The sequence below is a fragment of the Pseudomonas sp. FG98 genome, assembly GCF_057808595.1.
In genome coordinates, this window is sequence record NZ_JBMDIJ010000046.1 from 13,962 (window position 1) to 35,447 (window position 21,486).

At 64.7% G+C, this 21,486-nt stretch carries 21 protein-coding genes and 2 pseudogenes; 10 read left to right on the forward strand and 13 right to left on the reverse strand.

From position 1 onward, the window contains the following. Positions 1-165: 165 nt before the first annotated feature. A complete protein-coding gene (cra, locus tag ACODSK_RS22160; RefSeq protein ID WP_489019177.1) occupies positions 166-1,161 on the forward strand; it encodes a catabolite repressor/activator in 996 nt (331 codons plus the stop codon). Position 1,162: 1 nt separating this feature from the next. Next, a complete protein-coding gene (locus ACODSK_RS22165; protein ID WP_489019179.1) occupies positions 1,163-1,942 on the forward strand; it encodes a TatD family hydrolase in 780 nt (259 codons plus the stop codon). Positions 1,943-2,017: 75 nt separating this feature from the next. On the opposite strand, the gene ACODSK_RS22170 is transcribed toward ACODSK_RS22165, so the two are convergent. The 5 genes and pseudogenes from ACODSK_RS22170 to ACODSK_RS22190 form a co-directional block, all read right to left on the reverse strand. Further along, on the reverse strand, positions 2,018-2,947 hold the full coding sequence (locus ACODSK_RS22170; RefSeq protein WP_489019244.1) for a methyl-accepting chemotaxis protein: 930 nt from the start codon (positions 2,945-2,947) through the stop codon (positions 2,018-2,020). Further along, positions 2,921-4,015 (reverse strand): annotated as a pseudogene (locus ACODSK_RS22175) (methyl-accepting chemotaxis protein); the annotation flags it as partial. The gene ACODSK_RS22170 and the pseudogene ACODSK_RS22175, both read right to left, overlap by 27 nt. 279 nt (positions 4,016-4,294) lie before the next feature. Then, complete coding sequence (ampE, locus tag ACODSK_RS22180) at positions 4,295-5,128, reverse strand: regulatory signaling modulator protein AmpE (protein ID WP_489019181.1); 834 nt, start codon at positions 5,126-5,128, stop codon at positions 4,295-4,297. Positions 5,129-5,131: 3 nt separating this feature from the next. Next, entirely contained in the window at positions 5,132-5,695 is a 564-nt protein-coding gene (gene ampD / locus ACODSK_RS22185; RefSeq protein WP_489019183.1) for a 1,6-anhydro-N-acetylmuramyl-L-alanine amidase AmpD, read from the reverse strand. A 79-nt stretch (positions 5,696-5,774) separates the two neighbouring features. Beyond that, positions 5,775-7,967 carry a DUF1631 domain-containing protein gene (locus ACODSK_RS22190; protein WP_489019184.1) on the reverse strand — a complete coding sequence of 731 codons (2,193 nt, stop codon included), beginning with the start codon at positions 7,965-7,967 and terminating at the stop codon, positions 5,775-5,777. Between the two features lie 258 nt (positions 7,968-8,225). Here ACODSK_RS22190 and nadC point away from each other — a divergent pair, with 258 nt between their 5' ends. Beyond that, the gene (gene nadC / locus ACODSK_RS22195) at positions 8,226-9,074 is read left to right on the forward strand and encodes a carboxylating nicotinate-nucleotide diphosphorylase (RefSeq protein WP_489019186.1); all 849 of its coding nucleotides are present in this window, start codon (positions 8,226-8,228) and stop codon (positions 9,072-9,074) included. Between the two features lie 314 nt (positions 9,075-9,388). Continuing rightward, positions 9,389-10,783 carry an amino acid permease gene (locus ACODSK_RS22200; protein WP_489019188.1) on the forward strand — a complete coding sequence of 465 codons (1,395 nt, stop codon included), beginning with the start codon at positions 9,389-9,391 and terminating at the stop codon, positions 10,781-10,783. Positions 10,784-10,849: 66 nt separating this feature from the next. Here the strand turns inward: ACODSK_RS22200 and trxB are convergent, their stop codons facing one another. Next, positions 10,850-11,812 (reverse strand): thioredoxin-disulfide reductase, encoded by a 963-nt coding sequence (gene trxB / locus ACODSK_RS22205; protein ID WP_489019190.1) that lies wholly within the window; start codon positions 11,810-11,812, stop codon positions 10,850-10,852. Positions 11,813-11,947: 135 nt separating this feature from the next. Then, the gene (locus ACODSK_RS22210) at positions 11,948-12,088 is read right to left on the reverse strand and encodes a hypothetical protein (RefSeq protein ID WP_489019192.1); all 141 of its coding nucleotides are present in this window, start codon (positions 12,086-12,088) and stop codon (positions 11,948-11,950) included. Between the two features lie 256 nt (positions 12,089-12,344). Between ACODSK_RS22210 and cysZ the strand changes: the two genes are divergently transcribed. Beyond that, complete coding sequence (gene cysZ / locus ACODSK_RS22215) at positions 12,345-13,079, forward strand: sulfate transporter CysZ (RefSeq protein ID WP_489019194.1); 735 nt, start codon at positions 12,345-12,347, stop codon at positions 13,077-13,079. Between the two features lie 9 nt (positions 13,080-13,088). On the opposite strand, the gene ACODSK_RS22220 is transcribed toward cysZ, so the two are convergent. Together ACODSK_RS22220 and ACODSK_RS22225 are read right to left on the reverse strand one after the other, a co-directional pair. After that, entirely contained in the window at positions 13,089-13,730 is a 642-nt protein-coding gene (locus ACODSK_RS22220) for a DUF1109 domain-containing protein (RefSeq protein WP_489019196.1), read from the reverse strand. Beyond that, positions 13,717-14,304, reverse strand: a complete 588-nt coding sequence (locus tag ACODSK_RS22225; protein ID WP_489019198.1) for a sigma-70 family RNA polymerase sigma factor — start codon at positions 14,302-14,304, stop codon at positions 13,717-13,719. The genes ACODSK_RS22220 and ACODSK_RS22225 overlap by 14 nt, the downstream gene beginning before the upstream one ends. Before the next feature lie 212 nt (positions 14,305-14,516). Here ACODSK_RS22225 and ACODSK_RS22230 point away from each other — a divergent pair, with 212 nt between their 5' ends. The 4 genes from ACODSK_RS22230 to ACODSK_RS22245 are packed head-to-tail and all read left to right on the forward strand — an operon-like array spanning position 14,517 to position 16,872. Then, positions 14,517-14,804, forward strand: coding sequence for a BufA1 family periplasmic bufferin-type metallophore (locus ACODSK_RS22230; RefSeq protein ID WP_489019200.1), 288 nt, complete (start codon positions 14,517-14,519; stop codon positions 14,802-14,804). Positions 14,805-14,819: 15 nt separating this feature from the next. Then, positions 14,820-15,653, forward strand: coding sequence for an MNIO family bufferin maturase (gene bufB / locus ACODSK_RS22235; RefSeq protein ID WP_489019202.1), 834 nt, complete (start codon positions 14,820-14,822; stop codon positions 15,651-15,653). Next, entirely contained in the window at positions 15,650-16,399 is a 750-nt protein-coding gene (locus tag ACODSK_RS22240; RefSeq protein WP_489019204.1) for an HvfC/BufC N-terminal domain-containing protein, read from the forward strand. The genes bufB and ACODSK_RS22240 overlap by 4 nt, the downstream gene beginning before the upstream one ends. Before the next feature lie 11 nt (positions 16,400-16,410). After that, entirely contained in the window at positions 16,411-16,872 is a 462-nt protein-coding gene (locus tag ACODSK_RS22245) for a DoxX family protein (RefSeq protein WP_489019206.1), read from the forward strand. An 80-nt stretch (positions 16,873-16,952) separates the two neighbouring features. On the opposite strand, the gene ACODSK_RS22250 is transcribed toward ACODSK_RS22245, so the two are convergent. Beyond that, complete coding sequence (locus ACODSK_RS22250) at positions 16,953-17,381, reverse strand: methyl-accepting chemotaxis protein (protein WP_489019246.1); 429 nt, start codon at positions 17,379-17,381, stop codon at positions 16,953-16,955. A 108-nt stretch (positions 17,382-17,489) separates the two neighbouring features. Beyond that, a pseudogene (locus ACODSK_RS22255) lies at positions 17,490-18,266 on the reverse strand (PAS domain-containing protein); the annotation flags it as partial. Positions 18,267-18,446: 180 nt separating this feature from the next. Here ACODSK_RS22255 and ACODSK_RS22260 point away from each other — a divergent pair. Continuing rightward, positions 18,447-19,664: a glycosyltransferase family 4 protein gene (locus tag ACODSK_RS22260; RefSeq protein ID WP_489019208.1), complete on the forward strand. Its 1,218-nt coding sequence runs from the start codon at positions 18,447-18,449 to the stop codon at positions 19,662-19,664. Here the strand turns inward: ACODSK_RS22260 and ACODSK_RS22265 are convergent. Further along, entirely contained in the window at positions 19,633-20,736 is a 1,104-nt protein-coding gene (locus tag ACODSK_RS22265; protein WP_489019210.1) for an NADH:flavin oxidoreductase, read from the reverse strand. The genes ACODSK_RS22260 and ACODSK_RS22265 overlap by 32 nt on opposite strands. 190 nt (positions 20,737-20,926) lie before the next feature. After that, positions 20,927-21,409 (reverse strand): glutathione peroxidase, encoded by a 483-nt coding sequence (locus ACODSK_RS22270; protein WP_489019212.1) that lies wholly within the window; start codon positions 21,407-21,409, stop codon positions 20,927-20,929. Positions 21,410-21,486 lie beyond the last annotated feature (77 nt).

Here is a 21,486-nt window from a genome sequence, read left to right on the forward strand (position 1 = left end):
GATTAACCTTAAAATGACGAGCACGTTACTCGATAACCTGCGAACAAAGAAGCCCCTTCCTGTCGGACAATTGCGACAATGGTCGCCTGCGCCGGCAGCACAGGATCGGCGACAATGACCGGTCGGGCCTCGCCGCCCGCCCCGGCATATAACAAGGAAAATCTGGTGAAACTCAGCGATATAGCCCGTCTGGCCGGCGTCTCCGTGACCACCGCCAGCTACGTCATCAACGGCAAGGCCGAGCAGCAACGCATCAGCAATGCGACTGTCGAGCGTGTCCGCGCTGTGGTCGAAGCCCATGGCTTCACCCCCAACCCGCAGGCTGCCGGCCTGCGCAGCCGACACACGAAGACCCTCGGCTTCATCCTTCCCGACCTGGAAAACCCCAGCTACGCGCGCATCGCCAAGCAGCTCGAACAGGGTGCGCGGGCGCGTGGCTACCAGCTGCTGATTGCCAGCAGCGACGACCAGCCGGACAGCGAGCGCCAGTTGCAGCAGCTGTTCCGCGCCCGGCGCTGCGATGCGCTGTTCGTCGCCAGTTGCCTGCCGCCCAGCGATGACAGCTACCGCGAACTGCAAGCCAAGGGCCTGCCGATCATCGCCCTCGACCGCAGCATGGATCCCAAGGTGTTCTGCTCGGTGATCAGCGACGACCAGCCGGCCAGCCTGGAACTGACCCGCAGCCTGCTGGACCTCAAGCCGGCCAATATCGCCCTGATCGGCGCCCGCTCCGAGCTCAGCGTCAGCCAGGCCCGTGCCAGCGGTTTCGACCAGGCCCTGCATGCCTTCGACGGCAAGGTCAGCCAGTACCAGGGCGACGCCTTCAGCCGTGAATGCGGGCGCGAGCTGATGAGCCAGTTGCTGGCCGACCAGGGCCGCCTGCCGGATGCCCTGGTGACCACCTCCTACGTGCTGCTGCAAGGGGTGTTCGACGTGCTCTCGACCCGTCCGGCGGACTCCCGTGCCCTGCACCTGGGCACCTTCGGCGATACCCAGTTGCTCGACTTCCTGCCGCTGCCGGTCAATGCCATGGCCCAGCAGCACGGCCTGATCGCCGAAACCGCGCTGCAACTGGCCCTCGCCGCCGTGGAGCAGAAGCAGTACCAGCCGGGCATCCACGCTGTGGCGCGGACCTTCAAGCAGCGGATCTTCAAGGGCTGACATGCGCCTGATCGACACCCACACCCACCTCGACTTCCCCGACTTTGACGCCGACCGCCGCGAACTCCTCGCCGCGGCCCGCGCCGGCGGGGTGGAGAAGATGGTGGTGCTGGGGGTGTACGAGGCCAACTGGCAGCGGGTGTGGGACCTGGTCAAGAGCGATCCCTCGCTGTACGCCGCGTTCGGCTTGCACCCGGTCTATCTTGACGATCATCGTCCCGAGCATCTGGCCGACCTGGGCGACTGGCTGAGCCGCTTGCACGGTGATCCGCAGTTGTGTGCAGTCGGCGAGTTCGGGCTGGACTACTACCTCGAAGCACTCGACCGCGAACGGCAGCAGGCGCTGTTCGAGGCGCAGTTGCGGTTGGCGGCAGATTTCGAGCTGCCGGCGCTGCTGCATGTGCGGCGCAGTCATGCGGCGGTGATCGCCACCCTCAAGCGTTTCAAGCTCAAGCGCGGCGGGATCATCCATGCCTTTGCCGGGAGCTACGAGGAAGCGCGGGAATACATCAGGCTGGGCTTTCACCTGGGCCTGGGCGGTGCCGCCACCTGGCCACAGGCGCTGCGGCTGCACAAGGTACTGCCGCGCCTGCCGCTGGAGTCAGTGGTACTGGAGACCGATGCGCCGGACATGGCGCCGGCGATGTTCCCGGGGGTGAGGAACAGCCCGGTGCATCTGCCGGAGATTGCCGGGGCGCTGGCGGCGGTCATGGGGATCGAGGTCGAGGTGCTGGCCGAGGCCACTACCCGGAATGCCTGCAGGTTATTTGGCTGGCAGTAAGGGCCTCATCGCTGGCAAGCCAGCTCCCACAGGGATAGCAAGGCTGGCTTGCCATCGATGAGGCACCCACAGGACTCAGACCCTGAACGCCCCGATCAACTGCTTCAACTCCATCACCTGGGCATTCAACTGCCGGCTGGCGTCCTCGGTCTGGTGCGCGCCCTGGGTGGTGTGCTCCGCCGCGCGGTTGATCTGCACGATGTTCTGGTCGATGTCATGGGCCACCGCCGTCTGCTGCTCCACCGCCGCGGCGATCTGCTGGTTCTGGTCGACGATCATGCCGATCGCGCCAAGGATGTTTTCCAGCGCCATTTGCACCTGCTGCGACTGATTCACCGTGCCCGCCGCCATCTGGTGACTGCTGTCCATCGCCCGCACCGCTGCCCCGACACCGTTCTGCAGGCGCGAAATCATTTCGTCGATCTCGCCGGTGGACTGCTGGGTGCGCTTGGCCAGGGTGCGCACTTCATCCGCCACCACCGCGAAGCCGCGCCCCTGCTCACCGGCGCGCGCCGCTTCGATGGCGGCGTTGAGGGCCAGCAGGTTGGTCTGCTCGGCAATGCTCTTGATCACTTCCAGCACCCGGCTGATGGCCTGGCTGTCGCTGACCAACTGGTTGATCACCGCCACCGACTGGTCGATCTCCTTGGCCAGCCCGGCGATGCTGCCCTGCTGCGACTCCACCAGGCCGCGGCCGGTCACGGTCTCCTGATTGACGCTGTGGGCGCTGCTCACCGCCGCCGCTGCGCTGCGCGCCACTTCCTGGGCGGTGGCCGACATCTGGTTCATCGCCGTGGCGACCTGCTCGATCTGCCCGCGCTGGCCGCTGACCGCCTGGTTGCTGCGCGATGACACCTGGTGCACCTGCTCGGCCTGGCGTTCTACCTCGGCGACGGTCTGCCCGACCTTTTCGATCAGGTCATGGATGCGCTTCACCGTGCCATTGAACATCTGCCCCAGCTCGCCCAGTTCGTCGCGGCTCTGCACCTCGTAGCTGACCGTCATATCGCCGCCCGCCACCTTGTCCATCACCACGCCGAGGCTGTTGAGGGTGTTGCGGGTCGAGGCATAGAAACCGCTATAGAGATAGACCACCAGCAGGAACACCGTGGCCAGGGCCACTACCAGCAGGATCATGTGACTGCGGTATTCGCCGAGGCGGTCTTGCAGTTGCTGGTCGAGGAAGGCCGTGGTGGCGTCGTTCAGTTCGTAGGTGCGGGCCATCAGGTCGCTGGTGCGCTGGTAGAACTGCGCCCAGGGGGCATCGAGGGTTTCCGCCACCACCACCTGGCTTTCGAACAGCTCCGAGGCCTGTTTCAGCGAGGCCTGGCTGGCGGCGGCCTGGGTGCCCAGACGGGCTTCGGCCTGGCGGTCGGCGGACAGCGCCTCCTGGAGCTTCATGCCGTAGTCGGCCGAGAGCTTTTCCAGCTGCAACAGCAGGTCTTCGAAACGGGTGCTGGCGGTGGAGTTGATAAAGCCCTGGGCCAGGGAATAGGAGCCCATGCTGCGACCTTCGCCAAGCGCCTGGGTGACCTGGGGGGTGACCGTGGTGAGCAGTTCGGTGAGCTGGCGCATGGCGCCGTCGACGTCCTGGCTCAGGCCGGACTGGCTGGCGACCAGGCGCGGCAGGTTCTGCGCCGGGGTTTGCAGCTTGTCGAACAGCGCCACCTGGGCCGGCAACGAGGATTCGTTCAGGGCGTTGCGCAGGGCGTCGAGCAGTTCGTCGCGCTTCTCGGCGAAGGCCTTGGCCAGGACTTCGTCGCCGGACGTCACCTGCAAGGCGGCGAGTTTTTCCTGTATCTGCTGGCCGAGGCTGGCCACCCGCGCCTCGATATCCTCGGCCTTGCCCGACTGGCCGACCACGGCATTGATCTGCACCAGGTTGCCGAGGGTTTCCAGGTCGTTGCGCGTACTCAAGGTGCCGCGCAACAGATCGAGGCTCTGCAGCTCGATGCGGGTGGCGTTGAATTTGGCGTAGGAATCACGGACCAGATAGAAGTTGGTCACCAGCATGGGCAGGAAGAACAGGACGCTGATCAGGCTGAACTTCATACCGAAGCTCAGGCGGTTCATCAGGGCGATAGCCGGACGCAACAGGCTCTTCACTGGTCGTCTCCTTCGAATTTCTTATTGTTGTCTGGCGCAATGGCAGTTAGCCATTGGCGACGCTCCTGCACCTGTATAGCGCATATCGAAGGAGGGCTTTGTAACTTAAGGTAAATGACTAGACAGTCATCTCCTGGCTCGCGGGCCTCATCGCTGGCAAGCCAGCTCCCACAGGGTTCTGGGTGTTCACAAAACCTGTGGGAGCTGGCTTGCCAGCGATGAGGCCCGCAAGGCCACTACAGAATTTCAGCCAAGCACGGTCCAAAGGGCAAAGAACGCATACCAGAGCACCGCCGAGCGCAGCAGCAACTCCCAGATCTTGTCCAGCCCGGCCAGCCCCTCCTCGCCCGCAGGCGCGGTGGCCGGCAATTCGGCGGCAGCATGCCCGGCAATGGTGATCAGGCGCGGCGCAGCGATATGCCAGTTGAGCAGTTCATGCAACATCACCCGGCTCACCGCGACGAAGTTGCCGACCAAGGCAAAACTCGCCGCCAGCACCCGCACCGGCGCCCAATCGAAGGCATGCCGCAGTTGCCGGGCCCGCTCCTGCACCGCAGGATTGCTCGCGTTATCAGCCGCCAGCGCCAGCAGCCGATAGGCCAGGGCCGCCGCCGGGCCCAACAGCACGTACCAGAAGATCACCGCGAAAAAGCTCTGGCAGGCATCCCACAGCAGATGCCCCTGGACCTTGTGCAACAGGCTTTGCTCGTCGTCGGCGATCACCTTCAGGTCGCGCTCGGCCACATGCACCGCCGCCTGCTCGTCACCGCGCCGCCAGGCATCGCGAAACGGTCCGAGCGCGGCCTTCACGTCGCCGCGCCCGAGGCTGTAGATCAACACCAGCACATGCACCGGCAAGGCCAGCAAACCATAGGCCACCGGGTCCAGCACATGCAGGAGCAAGGCCACCAGGGCCACCGGGCATAGCACCACGATCGCCAGCACCCACCAGGGCTGGACCTTGCCGTTGCGCTCCAGGCGCGCCAGTTCGGCAAGGAAGAAACCGTCACGTTGCAGGCGACTGCGCAGGGCCGAGAACTTCTCGATCCAGAGCACCAGCAACAACACCAGGAAAGTCATCGATCAGTTCTCCTGTTCCTGAACAAGGGTCGAGCGGTAGCGCGCCCAGTCGAACGCCGGGCCGGGATCGGTCTTGCGCCCGGGGGCGATATCGCTGTGGCCACAGATCCGCTCGCCGTCGAGGGCCGGCCAGGCCGCGCGCAATTGCCGGGTCAGGCACTCCAGCGCCTGGTATTGGGCATCGCTGTAGGGCAGCTCGTCGGTGCCTTCCAGTTCGATGCCGATGGAAAAGTCGTTGCAGCCCTCACGCTCGCCAAAGCGCGAGATCCCGGCATGCCAGGCGCGATCGAGGCAAGAGACGAACTGGGTGACCTGGCCGTCGCGCTCGATCAAAAAGTGCGCCGAGACCCGCAGGTCCTTGATGGTTTCGAAGAAGGGGTGCTCGGCAGGATCGAGGCGGTTCTGGAAGAACGCCTGGACCTTGCCGGTGGCGAATTGCGCGGGCGGCAGGCTGATATTGTGGATCACCAGCAGGGCGATGGCCTCGCCATCGGGGCGCGCGTTGAAATTGGGGGAAGGGCAATGGGTGACGCCAGCGAACCAGCCTGTAGTGCGATCCAGCTGCATAGAAAGTCCGTAAAAACGAGGGCACCGCAGCAGTATGCCCCGAGCCACCCCGCTCTGTATCGTTAAAAAGTGTGCAGGATCAGTGGCTATCACAACGCAGTTGGCTGACCACCGAGTCCAGGGCGCGATCGAACAGCAGGCTGTCGTCGAGCAGACTTACATCGCCCCGTTGCAGCGCTGCGGCCAGGCCCATCTCGGTCCATTCGCGGACCTTCATGCCGCTGCGGTTGACGAACACATAGCGGTCGCTGTCGTCGAACAGGGCGATCAGCTTGCAGCGCAGGGTTTCGTCGTCCTCGTGCAGCTCGATCCAGGCACCGGGTTGCAGGCGGCGCACGCTGAGCAGCTCGGGGTCGTCCTCGGCCAAGTGCTGGCCACCGTCGTACAGCGGCCAGTCTTCGGGGCCCTGAAGGATGATTTCATCGCGTACCAGCACCCGCTCGGTACCGGGCTGCGCGTCACCCTGCCCGCGCGACGGGTCGAAGGCGCCGAGGTGCAGCAGCTCCAGCGAGGCAAAGAATTCACTGGTGGCGAACGGATCGAACACCGCACCGCCCAGGCCCTCACGCAAGGCCTTGAGCAGCCCGGGCACCCGCGCCAGCAGCAGTTGCCGGTCTTCCGGCTGCTCCAGCGGCCCGACGCTCCACAGCAGTTCGTCCATGGTCAGCAGCGCATCGCGCCACGGCGCCGAGTCCTCGCCATGCTTGAGCCAGGCCAGCAGCAGGACCTGGCTCCAGGCATCTTCCAGCACGCGCACCACGCTGCGCGGCAACTGCTTGCCCTGCAGCCGGCAGTTGAGCTCGTGCTGCACCCGAGCGCGGCCGTGCTCGGTTCGTGCCCGGCCCTCCTCGGCGTCGCGGGTACGTTGCTCCAGCAACTCGGTGCGGCGCCGTTCGTCATTATTGAAGGCGAGGAAATCGTTGAGCAGCTCGGCGAAGATCGCCGGGTCGTCGTTGAAATCATCAAGCAGACGCTGCACCAGACGGTCCACGTGCTGGTAGAGGTTGTCGCGCTGGTGGTCGTCGCGCTTGTCCCAGCCCATGGCCGCAGACGCCACTTCATTGAGCAGCCGTCGTGCCGGGTGGGTGGCGCGGCTGAACAGGCGCTTGTCGAGCAGGGCCACCTTGAGCGTAGGGATCTGCAGGCGGCCGATCAGCACACGCAAGGAATGCGGCAGGTTGCGATCGCCGAGGATGAAGTCGAAGAGCATGGCGATCAGGTTGATCACGTCCTCGTCGCCCGCGTCGAGGCGCCGACCGCTGCCGCTTTGTACGCTGAGGCGGGTCAACAGTTGTTCGAGGTGGTGACGCAGGTCGAAGTCTTCGTGGGCGAGCTCCGCCGGCACATACTGTTGCAGGTGGGTTAGCAGACGCAGCAGGTCGCGGGTGCTGATCGGCCGCAGCGGACCGCCACCGAGGCGCGGAGCAAGGCGCCCGCGCACCGGACGCAACAGTGATTGCAGGGAAGAAAACACGGCCTGGGTGGCGGCATCCACCTCTTCGGCATCGACGCTGTCGTCCGCTTCATTGGCCGGCTCGCGGGTCTCCACCACGGCACGGTCCTGGGCACGACGCCGCGGTGGCGCCTTCAGTTCGGGGAGAACGCCGCTGGCCACCAGCACCTGGTTGGCTTCGCTGTACAACTGGTCGGCTTCGCGCAGGACATAGCGCTCGAACAGGGTCAGCAGCACCAGCTTGACCTTGATCCCCACACCCAGGCTACGCCCGGCGCGCAGGAAGTATTCGCACAACAGGGTCGGCCCCAGCGGGTTGTTGCGGTCGTCGAGGGGCTGTTGCAGCAGGCTGTTGAGGCGCTGGGTCAGTTGCCCGAGGGCGAAGCCGTCGCGGCTGAGCACCCGGGCAACCATGCCATCCACCGCCACGGCACGCTCCAGCTCGTCGCTGGCCAGCAGGCTCAGGCTGTCGTGAATCGGAGCACGGGCCGGCAGCGCGGCCAGCGGGTCGCCATGGCCGACCTCCATGAACGCCGCGTAGAAACTGTCGAGAAACCCGCGCTCGATGCTCTTGCGCTTGTGGCGCAGGTCGCGCATGGCCTCGAACAGTAGATTACGCTCCTTGTTGCCAGCGGCCTTGTCGGCCATTTCGAAAAGCGTGTCGTCGGCGTTGTCGAACAGTACCTGGAGCGACTGGCGCAGTTGCAGCGCCGCCTTGTCCCTTACATGCAGGAGCGCAACCGGCAGACGAGCGAAGGACGCCGGCGAAGCCTGGCTGGCGACGCTGCGAAAGGGCAGCACCTTCCCGTCTTTTTGCATCCCGGTCTCCTTGCAGGGGGGCTATTTCGAAATCGTCAAAAGCATGACGTCAAATATAGGTCGCGCATTATCTTGAAATTATTTCCTGTTGACCAGAGCCGCCATGCGCGCAACTCCAGCCTCGGGTAGACCGCCTTTCCGGGTAAAACGCTCAACTTTCCCGACCAAAGGCACGCGCTAGACGCAATGCCCGGTGGCTGCTGCGCGCACGCCCCGGCCTGCCCTATAATCCCGCCCACTTTGCTTGTGGAGCTCGTCATGCCGAACCTACGCCTCGCCGATCTGACCGCCGAAATCGAAGCCAACGTGCGCCGTGCGTTGCTGGAGGATGTCGGCAGCGGCGATATCACCGCCCAACTGATCCCCGCCGAACGCCTGGCCAAGGCCACCATCATTACCCGCGAGGATTGCGTGATCGCCGGTACGGCGTGGGTCGACGCGGTGTTTCGTCAACTCGATCCGCGGGTGGCGGTGCACTGGCAGGTACAGGACGGCCAACGTGCGCTAGCCAACCAGGCGCTGTTCCATCTGGAAGGCCCGGCCCGCTCGCTGCTGACCGGCGAGCGCAGTGCGCTGAACTTCCTGCAGATGCTCTCCGGCGTGGCGACCCACGCGCAGTCCCTGGCCGACAAGGTCGCCGACACCCAGGTGCGCCTGCTCGACACCCGCAAGACCCTGCCCGGCCTGCGCCTGGCGCAGAAGTACGCGGTGACCTGCGGCGGTTGCCATAACCACCGCATCGGTCTGTTCGATGCCTTCCTGATCAAGGAAAACCACATCGCCGCCTGTGGCGGTGTCGCCGAAGCCATCGGCGCGGCGCGGCGCATCGCACCGGGCAAGCCGGTGGAGATCGAAGTGGAAAGCCTGGAAGAACTGCAACAGGCGCTGAATGGCGGCGCCGACATCATCATGCTCGACGAACTGAGCCTGGATGAAATGCGCGAAGCGGTGCGCCTTACCGCCGGCCGGGCCAAGCTGGAGGCCAGTGGCGGCATCAATGAAAGCACCCTGCGGGTGATCGCCGAGACCGGCGTGGACTACATCTCCATCGGTGCGATGACCAAGGATGTGAAGGCGGTCGACCTGTCGATGCGCTTGAGCCTCTGACCGTTCCAGAAGCGACACTGCTCCCCTGTGGGAGCTGGCTTGCCAGCGATTACGTCGGTGAACTCAGCATCGTAATCGCTGGCAAGCCAGCTCCCACAAGGTCTGTGACCTCCCTTCCCAACTTCTATTCCCATGTCGCAATCGGCAAACCCCAAGCCGCAACCGGGTCAATCGCCCCGCCCTGCCTCGCGGTAAGGTAGCCCCGCCGGACCGCCTGAGCCGGCCCATAACGACACGCGTAGAGGCACGCCTCTTGAAGCGGCCGGTCGCTGCTTCGTCTCTGCCATCGATAAATCCCTCAACAAGAGCAGAGTATGTCGAGCCTGAACGACTCCCCTGGCGGACAACTGTCCACCGGTTTCAAGCCCCGTCACGTCACCATGCTGTCCATCGCCGGGATCATCGGCGCCGGACTCTTCGTCGGTTCCGGACACGCGATTGCCGCAGCCGGTCCCGCCGTGATCCTCGCCTACCTCGCCGCCGGCACCCTGGTGGTGCTGGTGATGCGCATGCTCGGCGAAATGGCCGTGGCCAACCCCGATACCGGCTCCTTTTCCACCTACGCCGAAAAAGCCATCGGCGGCTGGGCCGGCTTCACCATCGGCTGGCTGTACTGGTGGTTCTGGGTGCTGGTGGTGCCCATCGAAGCATTGGCGGCGGGCTATATCCTCAACCAGTGGTTTCCCGGCATCGACAGCTGGATCTACGCCCTGGTCTCGGTGGTGCTGCTGAGCATCACCAACCTGTTCGGCGTGGCCAAGTACGGCGAATTCGAATTCTGGTTCGCCCTGCTCAAGGTCACCGCGATCATCCTGTTCATCGGCTTCGGCGCCGCCGCCCTGACCGGCTGGGTGCCCAACCATGAAGGCGCCGGGCTGTTCAACGTGATGCGCGACCACGGCGGCTTCGCGCCCAACGGCATGACCGCCGTGGTCGGTGCCTTCATCACCATCATGTTCAGCTTTATCGGTACCGAGTCGGTGACCATCGCCGCCGCCGAATCCGGCGAGCCGTCGCGCAATATCGCCAAGGCGACCCGCTCGGTGATCTGGCGCATCGGCGTGTTCTACCTGCTGTCGATCATGGTGGTGATTTCCGTGGTGCCGTGGAGCGATCCGCAACTGGCCACGGTAGGTTCGTACCAGCGCGCGCTGGAATTGCTGCAGGTGCCCCACGCCAAGCTGATCGTCGACCTGGTGGTGCTGGTGGCGGTAACCAGTTGCATGAACTCGTCGATCTACATCGCCTCGCGCATGCTGTTTTCCCTGGCCCGTCGCGGCGATGCGCCGGCGGCGGCAGCCAGGACTTCGGGCAACGGCGTACCGCGCACGGCGGTGCTGGTCACCGCAGCGGTCGGCGCCTTCATTGCCGCGCTGAACCATTTCGCGCCGGCCAGCCTGTTCGACTTCCTGCTGTCCAGCTCGGGGGCCATCGCCTTGCTGGTGTACCTGGCCATCGCCATCTCGCAGCTGCGCATGCGCCGGCGGCACGGCGATAACCTCACCCTGAAGATGTGGCTGTTCCCGTGGCTGACCTATGGGGTGATCGTGTTTATCTCGGCGGCGCTGGCGGTACTGGTGGTCACGCCGGAACATCGCGCCGAAGCGACCAGTACGCTGATGCTGGCGATGGGCGTGTCGCTGGTGGGGATCGTTGTCTGTCGCAAGCGCGGCAAGGAAAGCGCGGCAGGACTTGAACGGGTGTATTGAAGACCCGCAGAAATGAAAAACCGCGAAGCCCCTTCAGGGACTTCGCGGTTTTTTCACATCAGACGATCAGAACGAGGCGTTCTGCAGACCGTCCAGGTAGCGCTCGACGTCCAGCGCTGCCATGCAGCCGGCACCGGCCGAGGTGATCGCCTGGCGGTAGACGTGGTCGGCCACGTCGCCGGCGGCGTACACGCCTTCGATGTTGGTGGCGGTAGCGTTGCCTTCACGACCACCGGCAACCACCATGTAGCCATCCTTCAGTTCCAGCTGGCCTTCGAACAGCGAGGTGTTCGGGGTGTGGCCGATGGCGATGAACACACCGTCGACCTTGATTTCGTCGAAGCTGCCATCGTTGTTCTTCAGGCGCGCACCGGTGACACCCATGTTGTCGCCCAGCACTTCGTCCAGGGTGGCGTTGAGCTTGAGCTCGATCTTGCCCTCGGCAACCCGGGCGTGCAGCTTGTCGATCAGGATCTTCTCGGCGCGGAAGGTTTCACGACGGTGGATCAGGGTCACCTTGCTGGCGATGTTGGCCAGGTACAGCGCTTCTTCAACGGCAGTGTTGCCACCGCCGACCACGGCAACCGGCTTGTTGCGGTAGAAGAAACCGTCGCAGGTGGCGCAGGCGGAAACGCCCTTGCCCATGAACGCCTCTTCCGACGGCAGGCCCAGGTAGCGGGCGCTGGCACCGGTGGCGATGATCAGTGCGTCGCAGGTGTAGGTGCCGCTGTCGCCCTTGAGGGTGAACGGCTTCTGCTGCAGGGCCACTTCATTGATGTGGTCGAAGACGATCTCGGTTTCGAAACGCTCGGCGTGTTCCTGCATGCGCTGCATCAGCGCCGGGCCGGTCAGGCCATGGGGGTCGCCCGGCCAGTTGTCGACTTCGGTGGTGGTGGTCAATTGGCCGCCAGCCTGCATGCCGGTGATCAGCAGCGGCTTGAGGTTGGCGCGGGCGGCATAGACAGCAGCGCTGTAACCAGCAGGGCCGGAGCCCAGGATGATGACGCGGGAATGACGTACTTCGGACATGACACGCTCCTGTCGGGCTGGCGCTGGATTGCCAGCACCCTATCGCCGGGACTATCGGCGGGAATAAAAAAGGACCTGCAAAGCCTTGGGGAAGGCCCGTTGCAGCAGGTCCTGAAAAACCGCTACAGCAAGGCCTCAAAGGCGTGTGGCGTTGTCCGCCAGGTTCTCGGCAGCGTCCAGGACATCGGTGTCCGGACCTGGTCGCCAGCCGGCGGGGCAGACTTCGCCATGTTGCGGGGCAAATTGCAAGGCCTGCCTGATGACTGCAATGCTCACGGGAACTCCTTGAAAACCTTGGCTTCGAAGGCGTTGAAAAGACTGTGCGCACTGTAGCGAGGGGCCAAAGATTAAGGAAATATCCTTAAACAATCCACCTTATAGACCGGCTCTATATAGCTCCGCACCCTCGCGGTGTTTGCCTATCGCCTATCCTCCCGGGGATTTGTTACACCCCGTTTCGCCGCCCCCGTGCGGCTTTCGTCGCGCCGACAAACTCGGTAAGGTCGGCGCGTTTTCCACCCCGGAGCCCTCTATGCAAGCCCCTGTCCTGTCCGGCCCGCAATACCTGCGCGAAGGCCTGAAGCTGATCCTCAGCCCTGGCCTGCGCCTGTTCGTGCTGCTGCCCCTGGCAATCAACCTGCTGCTGTTCGTCGGCCTCATCTACCTGGCCGGACACCAGTTCGCCCTGTGGGTCGATGCGCTGATGCCGACCCTGCCCAGCTGGCTGAGCTTCCTCACCTACATCCTCTGGCCGCTGTTCGTGGTGCTGGTGGCGTTGATGGTGTTCTTCACCTTCACCCTGCTGGCCAACATCATCGCCGCGCCATTCAATGGCTTCCTGGCGGAAAAGGTCGAAGTGGTGGTGCGTGGCAAGGATGACTTCCCGCCCTTCAGCTGGGGCGAGCTGGTGGCCATGGTGCCGCGTACCTTTGGCCGCGAGATGCGCAAGCTGGGCTACTTCGTGCCCCGCGCCCTGGGGCTGTTCATCCTCTCGCTGATCCCGGTGGTGAACATCATCGCCGCGCCGCTGTGGCTGCTGTTCGGTATCTGGATGATGGCCATCCAGTACATCGACTACCCGGCGGACAACAACAAGATGAGCTGGCAGGACATGCTCGCCTGGCTGCGGCAGAAGCGCTGGCAGTCGCTGGGTTTCGGTGGCATCACCTATGCGGCATTGCTGGTGCCGTTCGTGAATATCCTGATGATGCCGGCGGCGGTGGCCGGTGCCACGGTGTTCTGGGTGCGCGAGCATGACGGGCGCTGAAACCCGCCCCTACCAACGCAACAGGCGCGGCCCCAGGGCCGCGCCAAGCAAGGTGGGCAGGAGCATGCCCAGCAGATACCAGACACCCCAGAACGGAATGCCCATCTCCGGGCAATGCAGGCAGTAGGCGAGCGTTGCAATGGCGCCAGCCAGCAGCCCCCCCGCAGCCCCGGCCTGACGCAGGCGGGTCGGCGCCAGGCTACGCAGGGCGCGGAAAATCGCGATGAACACCGGGATCGACAGCAGGCTGATATTCAACGCACAGGTGCGCCAGGTACGGCCGAAAATCAGCTCGGCGCGGGCTTCCGGTGCGGCCCCGGCCAGGCTCAGCGCCGCCCCCAGCCAGACCAGCAGCAACGGCAGCCCCAGCAAAACCCAGACCGCCCCTCCCGGCACGCCCGGCCGGGCCAGCCGCTGGTTCAGCCACAGGGCCAGCAGCGCCAGGCTGCCCGGCAACGCCACCTTGGCCCAGAACAGCGGCGTGCGCGCCACCTCGGCCAGGTCACTGCGCACGCCATACAGGCTCATCACCAGCAGCAGTGCGACAAGCCCCCCCGCGAGCAGGGCAACGCCCATTCGCCGGGCCAGTGCATGACGTTCCACCGGCCCTTCGCCGCTGGCGAGCAGATCGAGCAGTTCATCGGTTTTCATCGTTGCCTTTACCTCGAATGATGCCCGCAAGCGCCTTCAGCCCGCGGTGAATACCCACCTTGACCGCCGAAATGGACAACCCGGTCAGGCGCGCCGTTTCTTCCACCGACAGCCCCTCGACCTTGACGTGGACGATGGGCAGGCGCTGGCGATCCGGCAGTTGCTCCAGCAATTTACCCAGGTCGCGACTGGCCTGTACGGCCTCATCGTCGCCATGGCCAAACAGCTCGTCTTCGTCGTCCAGCGGATCATGCAGCGCATCGCGACGGGCGAAGGCGCGGAAATGATCGGCCAGCTTGTAGCGGGCGATGGCCTGCACCCAAGCGGTCAACGGCTGGTCGGCGTGGTAGGTGTGGCGAACATTGTGCACCGCCAGCAGCACCTCCTGCAGCAGGTCCTCGATCTCCTCCGGCCGCGCAGCCAGCCGGCGACGCAAGAAGCCGCGCAAGTGCAGCGCCAGCGCGGCGAGGAATTCACGGTACGCCCCGGCATCGCCTGCCATGCCACGCAGCAGCAGGTCACGCAATTGCGCTTCACGCCCGTTGAGTGAGTCCTGAGAACTAGTTCGTTGCATCGACCGCCCTGGTTACAGCCCTGTTGAAATTTCCTGATCGTCGTCCCGTTATCCATGACTGTAGGACGCGGGTGCGGCATTACCTTAGGAGGCTGCCAGACAATTCTCAAAAAAAATTTTTCCCATGCTGTAACCGTTTCCCGGAAGCCAGCGAACTACTCCACGAGCCACCGGTAGATCACCGGAGCCATCCAACCCGTGGAGACCGCATCATGAAAAACCTCACCCTCGCTACCGCCGCCCTCGCCCTCGCCGCTCTGGCCGGCACTGCAATGGCCGATGACATGAAAACCCAGGCCACCCAGGGCGCAGCCATGGAGAAGTGCTACGGCGTCGCCATGGCCGGCAAGAACGACTGCAAGGCCGGTGCCGGAACGACCTGCGCCGGCACCTCGAAAATGGACTACCAGGGCAACGCCTGGAAGAACGTTCCGGCCGGCACCTGCACCTCGATCAAGACGCCCAACGGCATGGGCTCGCTGACTCCGCTGAAATCCTGACCCGGAGTGCCGACCATGCAACCCAGCAACCGAATCGGCGCCGGGCTCGGGCTCAAGGCGGAGCATTACGCCGACGCCCTGGCCTGCGACGCCGAGGGCCTGTGGTACGAGGTCCATCCGGAGAACTACATGGTCGGCGGCCCTCGCCGGGCCTGGCTGCAGCGGATCGGCGAACGCCATCCGCTGTCGCTGCACGGTGTCTCGCTGTCACTGGCGGCGGATGCGCATCCCGATGAAGAGCATCTGCGCCGCCTCCGCAAACTGGTGGATCAGCTCGATCCGGTGCTGGTTTCCGAGCACCTGGCCTGGTCGGCCTGGCGCGGCAGCTACCATCCGGACCTGCTGCCCTTTCCACGAACCGACGAGGCCCTGGCCCGCATCACCGACAACATCCTGCGTACCCAGGACGCACTGGGCCGGCAGATCGCAATAGAGAACCCCAGCCATTACCTGCGTCTGGACGGACATGACTGGGACGAAACCGATTTCCTCGTCGAACTGGCCAGACGCACCGACTGCAAACTCCTGGTGGACGTCAACAACGTCCACGTCAGCGCCCACAATCTGGGCTACGACGCCAATGCCTGGCTGGAGCGGATACCCGCCGCGCTGGTCGCGGAAATCCACCTGGCCGGCTTCAGTCACGACGAGGCGAGTCCGCTGCTCATCGACTCCCATGCCGCGGCCGTCGCCGAACCGGTCTGGACGCTCTACCGACAACTGATCCAGCGCATCGGTGCGCGCCCGACCCTGATCGAGCGCGATGACGCACTTCCCGCGTTCAACGAATTGCTCGATGAACGTGAAAGAGCCCAATCACTGCTGGACCGGGCGGAGAACCTGTCATGAAGCTCGCACAATTCCAGGACGCCTTCGTCGAAGCCCTGTACCAGCGCCCTGCCCCAGCACTGCTCGACCTGACCACGCAACCGGCCTTCGCCGTCTACCGCAACACCGTACTCAAGGGCTGTGTCGACGCGCTGTGCGCCAACTTCCCCAGCGTCGAGCGCCTGGTAGGGACGCCCTGGATGCGCGCGGCAGCCAGCGACTACGCATTGCGCTCACCACCCGACGATGGCCGCCTGGTGCATTACGGCGCCGCCTTCCCGGACTATCTCGGTGCCCTGGTCAACCTCGCCGAACTCCCTTGGCTGGCCGATGTTGCCCGTCTCGATCACGACTGGCTGACGGCCTTCTCTGCCATTGATGACCCCGCTCTGGAGCTGGCCTCGCTGGCCGGCATCACCCCCGGCGACCTCGCCAACCTGAACCTGACGCCACGTCGCCCGGTGCGCTGGCGCTGGTGCGCAGCGCACCCGGTCTACAGCCTCTGGCATTACAACCGCGAGGGCCTGGACTGGCACGATCAGATCCCGTGGCACGGCGAAGGCGCACTGCTGGTCGGCAGCGCAGCAGGTGTCAGCCATCAGGCCCTGGAACACGCGGGCTGTGTCTTTCTCGATGCCTGTGCCGCCGGCCACAGCCTCGACCGGGCGTCGGCCCAGGCCCTGGATATCCAGCCCGACCTCGACTTCACCGATCTGCTCGGGCGCCTGTTGCGCGCCGGAGTGTTCCGCCCGCTTGACCTCGATTGAAGGAGCCCGTCATGGCCATTACCCAAGCAGCCCCGCATTGCCCCCACTCACGTTACAACCGCCTTGCCGAAGCGGCACAGCGCCTGCTCGGCGACTCCCTGCTGAGCCTGGTCGCGCGTTTCGGCATCGCCGGGGTGTTCTTCATGTCCGGACGGACCAAGGTCGAAGGCCTGCTGACCCTGACCCCGAGTACCTTCGAGCTGTTTCGCAGCGAATACATGCTGCCGCTGATCTCACCGCACCTGGCCGCCTATCTGGCGACCTACGCCGAGCATCTGTTTCCGCTGCTGCTGGTACTGGGCCTGTTCACCCGCGCTGCGGCGCTGGCGCTGCTGGGCATGACCCTGGTGATCCAGACCTTCGTCTACCCGGATGCCTGGCCGACCCATCTGACCTGGGCGGGGCTGCTGTTGCTGCTGATCGCGAAGGGGGGAGGCAAGTGGTCGCTGGATGGTTTGCTGCGGATTCGTTGATGAAAATGGCCGACGCCTTGCGCGTCGGCCATTGTTTTTGCCGAAGTAGGGTATGACCGACCGAAGACCCCGACCGATCCTTATTTCAACTGATTGGAAAACTGCCCAACCGCATTCACCACCTTCTGCGCCCCATCCTGGATCTCGGTGATCACCGTCCCCGTCTGCCCCGCCAGCTCCAGGCCCTGTTCGGCCTGACGCTTGCTGCTGTCGATGATGTCCACCGCCGCCTTGGCCAGCGCTTCGTTCTGCTGCACCACCCGGGCGATTTCCTCGGTGGCGGTGCTGGTGCGCGAGGCCAGTTGCCGCACTTCGTCGGCGACCACGGCAAAGCCACGGCCCTGCTCACCGGCACGGGCCGCCTCGATGGCGGCGTTGAGCGCCAGCAGGTTGGTCTGCCCGGCGATGTCGCTGATGGTCTTGATGATCGAGCCGATCACCTGGGATTGCTTGTCCAGCGCCTGGATGCCGTTGGCCGCGTCCTGCATGTAGGTTTCCAGGCCGCGCATGACGTCGACGGTCTGGGTCACGACTTCAGTGGCACGACGTGCGCTGGTGTCGGTAGCCAGGGAGTTGGTGTAGGCAATGTCGGCGGCCTGGGCCACGGCATTTTCCTGGTTGACCTGGTCGGTGATCACGGTGGCGAACTTGACCACTTTGTAGAGCACGTCATGGGCATCGATGATCGGGTTGTACGAGGCTTCCAGCCACACGGTACGACCATGGGCATCGATGCGCTTGAAGCGCTCGGCAACGAATTCGCCACGGCGCAGTTTTTCCCAGAACGCATGGTACTCGGCGGAGTTGTACTCCTCCGGCTCGCAGAACATGCGGTGATGCTTGCCGCGAACCTGTTCCAGGCTGTAGCCCATGGTGCGCAGGAAACGGTCGTTGGCCGACAGCACTTCGCCATTGAGGTTGAACTCGATCACGGCGGTGGAACGCATCAGCGCCTTGATCAGGCTTTCATGCTCGCGCGAGGTCTCGATGGTCCGGGTCAGGTCGCTGGAGTGCATGGTGAAATACTTGATGCGCCCGCTGCCGTCCTTGACCGGTTGCAGGATCGAACGCAGCCAGGCTTCTTCGCCATTGCCCCGCAGCAAGCGGAACGCGCCGTTGAGGTGCTCGCCGCGAGCGATGGCCTGTTTCATGCGCTGGTAGAAATCCAGCGGCTTGACGTGGGCCGGGACGATCTCCTCGATATGCCGGCCGACCAGTTGCGAACTGCTGTAAGCCATCTCCCGTTCGAAATTGCCGTTCGCTGCTTCGATGCGCCCGCTAGGGTCCAGTTGCAGGACCAGCATCTCGCTGTCCAGGCTGTCCTTGACCTGCTCCAGGCTCAGCAGTTTTTCACGCAGTTCTTCGTTTTCTTTCTTCAGTTTGCTGTTGAACATCACCGCTCTCCTGGAGCGCTATCGACATCTGGGAATGCCTACTGCATCGGCTGGCGGGTCAGCATTCTTGAGCGGCACGGAAGGATTATTTCGCCCCCGGAAAACGTCGGTTATCGGGCGTCACGGATATGTCACCCAAACGTCATCCGTGCGCCATTTACCCTGCCGAGACTGGGCACCATGACGACACTCCCGCTGCACATCACCCTCATCAGTGAAACCTTCCCACCGGAAATCAACGGCGTGGCCAATACCCTTGGCCGCCTCAGCGACGGCCTGCGCCAGCGCGGCCATCGGGTAGAACTGGTGCGACCGCGGCAGAGCGACGATCCCCCCGGGCAGCTCGATGCCGACCAGTTGCTCTGCCGTGGCTGGCCGCTGCCGGGCTACCCGGGCCTGCAGTGGGGCCAGGTGTCGATGCACAAGCTTCTACGGCGCTGGCGCCGCGACCGTCCGGACGTGCTCTACATCGCCACCGAAGGCCCGCTCGGCCTGAGCGCCCTGCGCGCTGCGCGGCGCCTGGGGATTACCGTGGTCAGCGGCTTTCACACCAACTTCCAGCAGTACTCCAACCAGTACGGCCTCGGCCTGCTGGCGCGGGCGCTGACCAACTATCTGCGCTGGTTCCATCACCGCACCCACAGCACCCTGGTGCCCAGCCCAAGCCAGCGCCTGTCCCTGGAGCGGCGCGGTTTCGAGCGCCTGGCCCTGCTCTCCCGCGGGGTGGACAGCGGTCTGTTCAACCCGGCCAGACGCAACCCGGCGCTGCGCGAACAGTGGGGCCTGGGCCACGACGATATCGCCCTGCTCTACGTCGGCCGACTGGCTGCGGAAAAGAACCTGGGCATGCTCGGACGCACCCTGGAAGAGCTGCAAGGCAAGTACCCGAAGCGGCGCATCCGCCTGGTGATCGTCGGCGACGGCCCGCAATGGGCGGCGTTGCAGGAACAATTGCCGGACGCCATTTTCTGCGGTCCGCAACGTGGCGAGCGGCTGGCCGAACACTACGCCAGCGGCGATATCTTCCTCTTCCCGAGCCTGACCGAAACCTTCGGCAACGTGGTGCTGGAAGCCCTGGCTTCGGGCCTGGGGGTAGTCGCCTACGACGAAGCCGCAGCGGCCCAGCACATTCGCCACGGACACAATGGCGCGCTGGCCATGCCCGGCGATGCCACGGCCTTTATCGATGCCGCCTGCTGGTTGCTGGAAGACAGCGAGACCCTGCGCCGGGTGCGCCTGAATGCCCGCCAGCACGCCAGCCGCCAGGGCTGGCCGGCGATTGTCGAGCAGTTCGAGGAACATCTGCGCAACGCCTGCGAACCGCTGCGTGCCAGGCCGATCGACAAAGACCGACCCGGCTTGCTGGTCAAACCAGGCTCGTCAGCGCCTCACGGCTGAACGGCAGGATCTCGCCTTCACGTCCGTCGCGCACCTTGGCCGCCCACTGTGGATCGACCAGCAGCGCACGCCCGACCGCCACCAGATCGAACTCCTCGGCATTCAGTCGTTGCAGCAGGTTTTCCAGGCTGGCCGGCTGCGCCACCTTGTCGGTGTCGACCATGAACTGGAGGAACTCGCCATCCAGGCCGACGCTACCCACGGTGATGGTCGGCTTGCCGGTGAGCTGGCGGGTCCAGCCGGCCAGGTTGAGCGACGAGCCTTCGAACTCCGGCTCCCAGAAACGCCGGGTCGAGCAGTGGAAGATATCCACACCGGCATCGGACAGCGGCTTGAGGAAGTCGCCCAGGGCTTCCGGGGTGGTGACCAGGCGTGCGCTGTAGTCCTGCTGTTTCCATTGGGAGAAGCGGAAGATGATCGGGAAGTCCGGGCCAACCGCCGCGCGCACGGCCTGGATCAGTTCGATGGCGAAGCGCGAGCGGCCGGCCAGGTCGCCGCCGTACTCGTCGTCGCGACGGTTGCTGGCTTCCCAGAAGAACTGGTCGATCAGGTAGCCATGGGCGCCGTGGATCTCCACGCCGTCCATACCGATGGCCTGGGCATCCCGCGCGGCCTGGGCGAAGGCGGCGATAACCTCCTGGATATCCTCGCGGGTCATGCCATGGATCACCACCTCGCCATCCTTGAGCTTCTCGCTCGGGCCGTAGCCCGGCACGCTGGCATCCGGCTCGGTGCCGAGGCGACGCACCGCGCCGACATGCCACAACTGCGGAACGATGCGGCCACCCTCGGCATGCACCGCATCAACCACCTTCTTCCACCCGGCCAGGGCGTCTTCGCCGTAGAAGCGCGGGACGTTGGGATAACCGTTGGCCGCCTTGTGGCCGACGGTAGTGCCCTCGGTGACGATCAGGCCGACCCCGGCGGCGGCGCGACGGCGGTAGTACTCGACCACCTTGGCGTGGGGCACGCCGCCGGGGCAGAAGGTCCGGGTCATCGGCGCCATGACCACGCGGGTCGGCAGCTCCAGGGCGCCCAGTTGGAAGGGTGTGAACAATGCGGTGGCGGACATGTGGCGCTCCTTGGGATGAAAGGCGCCTGAGCATAGGATGGGTGAGGTGGAGGGACGAGTACTATTGATCTGGGTGATTTGAGAGCAAAGATTTTGTGTTGCTCTCTTGGCCCTCATCGCCGGCAACGCCGGCTCCCACCTGTGGGAGCCGGCGTTGCCGGCGATGAGGCCCGAAAGGCCGACAGAGAACTCAGCCCAAGGCCTTCTCGATCGCCTGCACCACTGTTGGGTCATCCGGCGCAGTCCGTGGCGAGAAGCGCGCCAGCACCCGCCCGTCCTTGCCGACCAGGAACTTCTCGAAATTCCAGGTGATATCCCCCGGAAACTCCGCGCCCTCGCCGGCCAGCAAACGATACAGCGGATGCCGGTGCGCGCCGTTGACCTCCAGCTTGCCACCCAGCGGAAAGCTCACCCCGTAGTTGAGGCTGCAGAACTCGGCAATTTCCGCCTCGCTGCCCGGCTCCTGCCCGGCGAACTGGTTGCACGGCAACCCCAGCACGCTGAAACCCTTGCCCTTGTATTGCTGATACAGATTTTCCAGCGCCGCGTACTGCGGCGTCAGGCCGCATTTGGAAGCGACATTGACCACCAGCACCACCTGGCCCTTGAACGGTGCCAGCGACAACTCCTGGCCGTTCAACGCTTGCAGTTTCAGGTCGTGAAATGCACTCATGACGTACTCCCCTCTACGACGGATCCCGGTTATCCGGCGGGCGGCCACGAAAGCGGCCCACTAAAAAGGCGCCTGGC

What these genes read in the sequence shown, in the direction of transcription:
- ACODSK_RS22200 (WP_489019188.1), top strand. Translation starts at nt 9,389, where the DNA reads ATGTCGAGCCTGAACGACTCCCCTGGCGGACAACTGTCCACCGGTTTC.
- ACODSK_RS22250 (WP_489019246.1), bottom strand. Translation starts at nt 17,381, where the DNA reads ATGCGCGGCCTGGAAACCTACATGCAGGACGCGGCCAACGGCATCCAG.
- ACODSK_RS22220 (WP_489019196.1), bottom strand. Translation starts at nt 13,730, where the DNA reads ATGAAAACCGATGAACTGCTCGATCTGCTCGCCAGCGGCGAAGGGCCG.
- ampD (WP_489019183.1), bottom strand. Translation starts at nt 5,695, where the DNA reads ATGCAGCTGGATCGCACTACAGGCTGGTTCGCTGGCGTCACCCATTGC.
- bufB (WP_489019202.1), top strand. Translation starts at nt 14,820, where the DNA reads ATGCAACCCAGCAACCGAATCGGCGCCGGGCTCGGGCTCAAGGCGGAG.
- ampE (WP_489019181.1), bottom strand. Translation starts at nt 5,128, where the DNA reads ATGACTTTCCTGGTGTTGTTGCTGGTGCTCTGGATCGAGAAGTTCTCG.
- trxB (WP_489019190.1), bottom strand. Translation starts at nt 11,812, where the DNA reads ATGTCCGAAGTACGTCATTCCCGCGTCATCATCCTGGGCTCCGGCCCT.
- ACODSK_RS22230 (WP_489019200.1), top strand. Translation starts at nt 14,517, where the DNA reads ATGAAAAACCTCACCCTCGCTACCGCCGCCCTCGCCCTCGCCGCTCTG.
- ACODSK_RS22225 (WP_489019198.1), bottom strand. Translation starts at nt 14,304, where the DNA reads ATGCAACGAACTAGTTCTCAGGACTCACTCAACGGGCGTGAAGCGCAA.
- ACODSK_RS22170 (WP_489019244.1), bottom strand. Translation starts at nt 2,947, where the DNA reads ATGACGGTCAGCTACGAGGTGCAGAGCCGCGACGAACTGGGCGAGCTG.
- ACODSK_RS22265 (WP_489019210.1), bottom strand. Translation starts at nt 20,736, where the DNA reads ATGTCCGCCACCGCATTGTTCACACCCTTCCAACTGGGCGCCCTGGAG.
- ACODSK_RS22165 (WP_489019179.1), top strand. Translation starts at nt 1,163, where the DNA reads ATGCGCCTGATCGACACCCACACCCACCTCGACTTCCCCGACTTTGAC.
- cysZ (WP_489019194.1), top strand. Translation starts at nt 12,345, where the DNA reads ATGCAAGCCCCTGTCCTGTCCGGCCCGCAATACCTGCGCGAAGGCCTG.
- ACODSK_RS22270 (WP_489019212.1), bottom strand. Translation starts at nt 21,409, where the DNA reads ATGAGTGCATTTCACGACCTGAAACTGCAAGCGTTGAACGGCCAGGAG.
- ACODSK_RS22190 (WP_489019184.1), bottom strand. Translation starts at nt 7,967, where the DNA reads ATGCAAAAAGACGGGAAGGTGCTGCCCTTTCGCAGCGTCGCCAGCCAG.
- ACODSK_RS22245 (WP_489019206.1), top strand. Translation starts at nt 16,411, where the DNA reads ATGGCCATTACCCAAGCAGCCCCGCATTGCCCCCACTCACGTTACAAC.
- ACODSK_RS22260 (WP_489019208.1), top strand. Translation starts at nt 18,447, where the DNA reads ATGACGACACTCCCGCTGCACATCACCCTCATCAGTGAAACCTTCCCA.
- nadC (WP_489019186.1), top strand. Translation starts at nt 8,226, where the DNA reads ATGCCGAACCTACGCCTCGCCGATCTGACCGCCGAAATCGAAGCCAAC.
- ACODSK_RS22240 (WP_489019204.1), top strand. Translation starts at nt 15,650, where the DNA reads ATGAAGCTCGCACAATTCCAGGACGCCTTCGTCGAAGCCCTGTACCAG.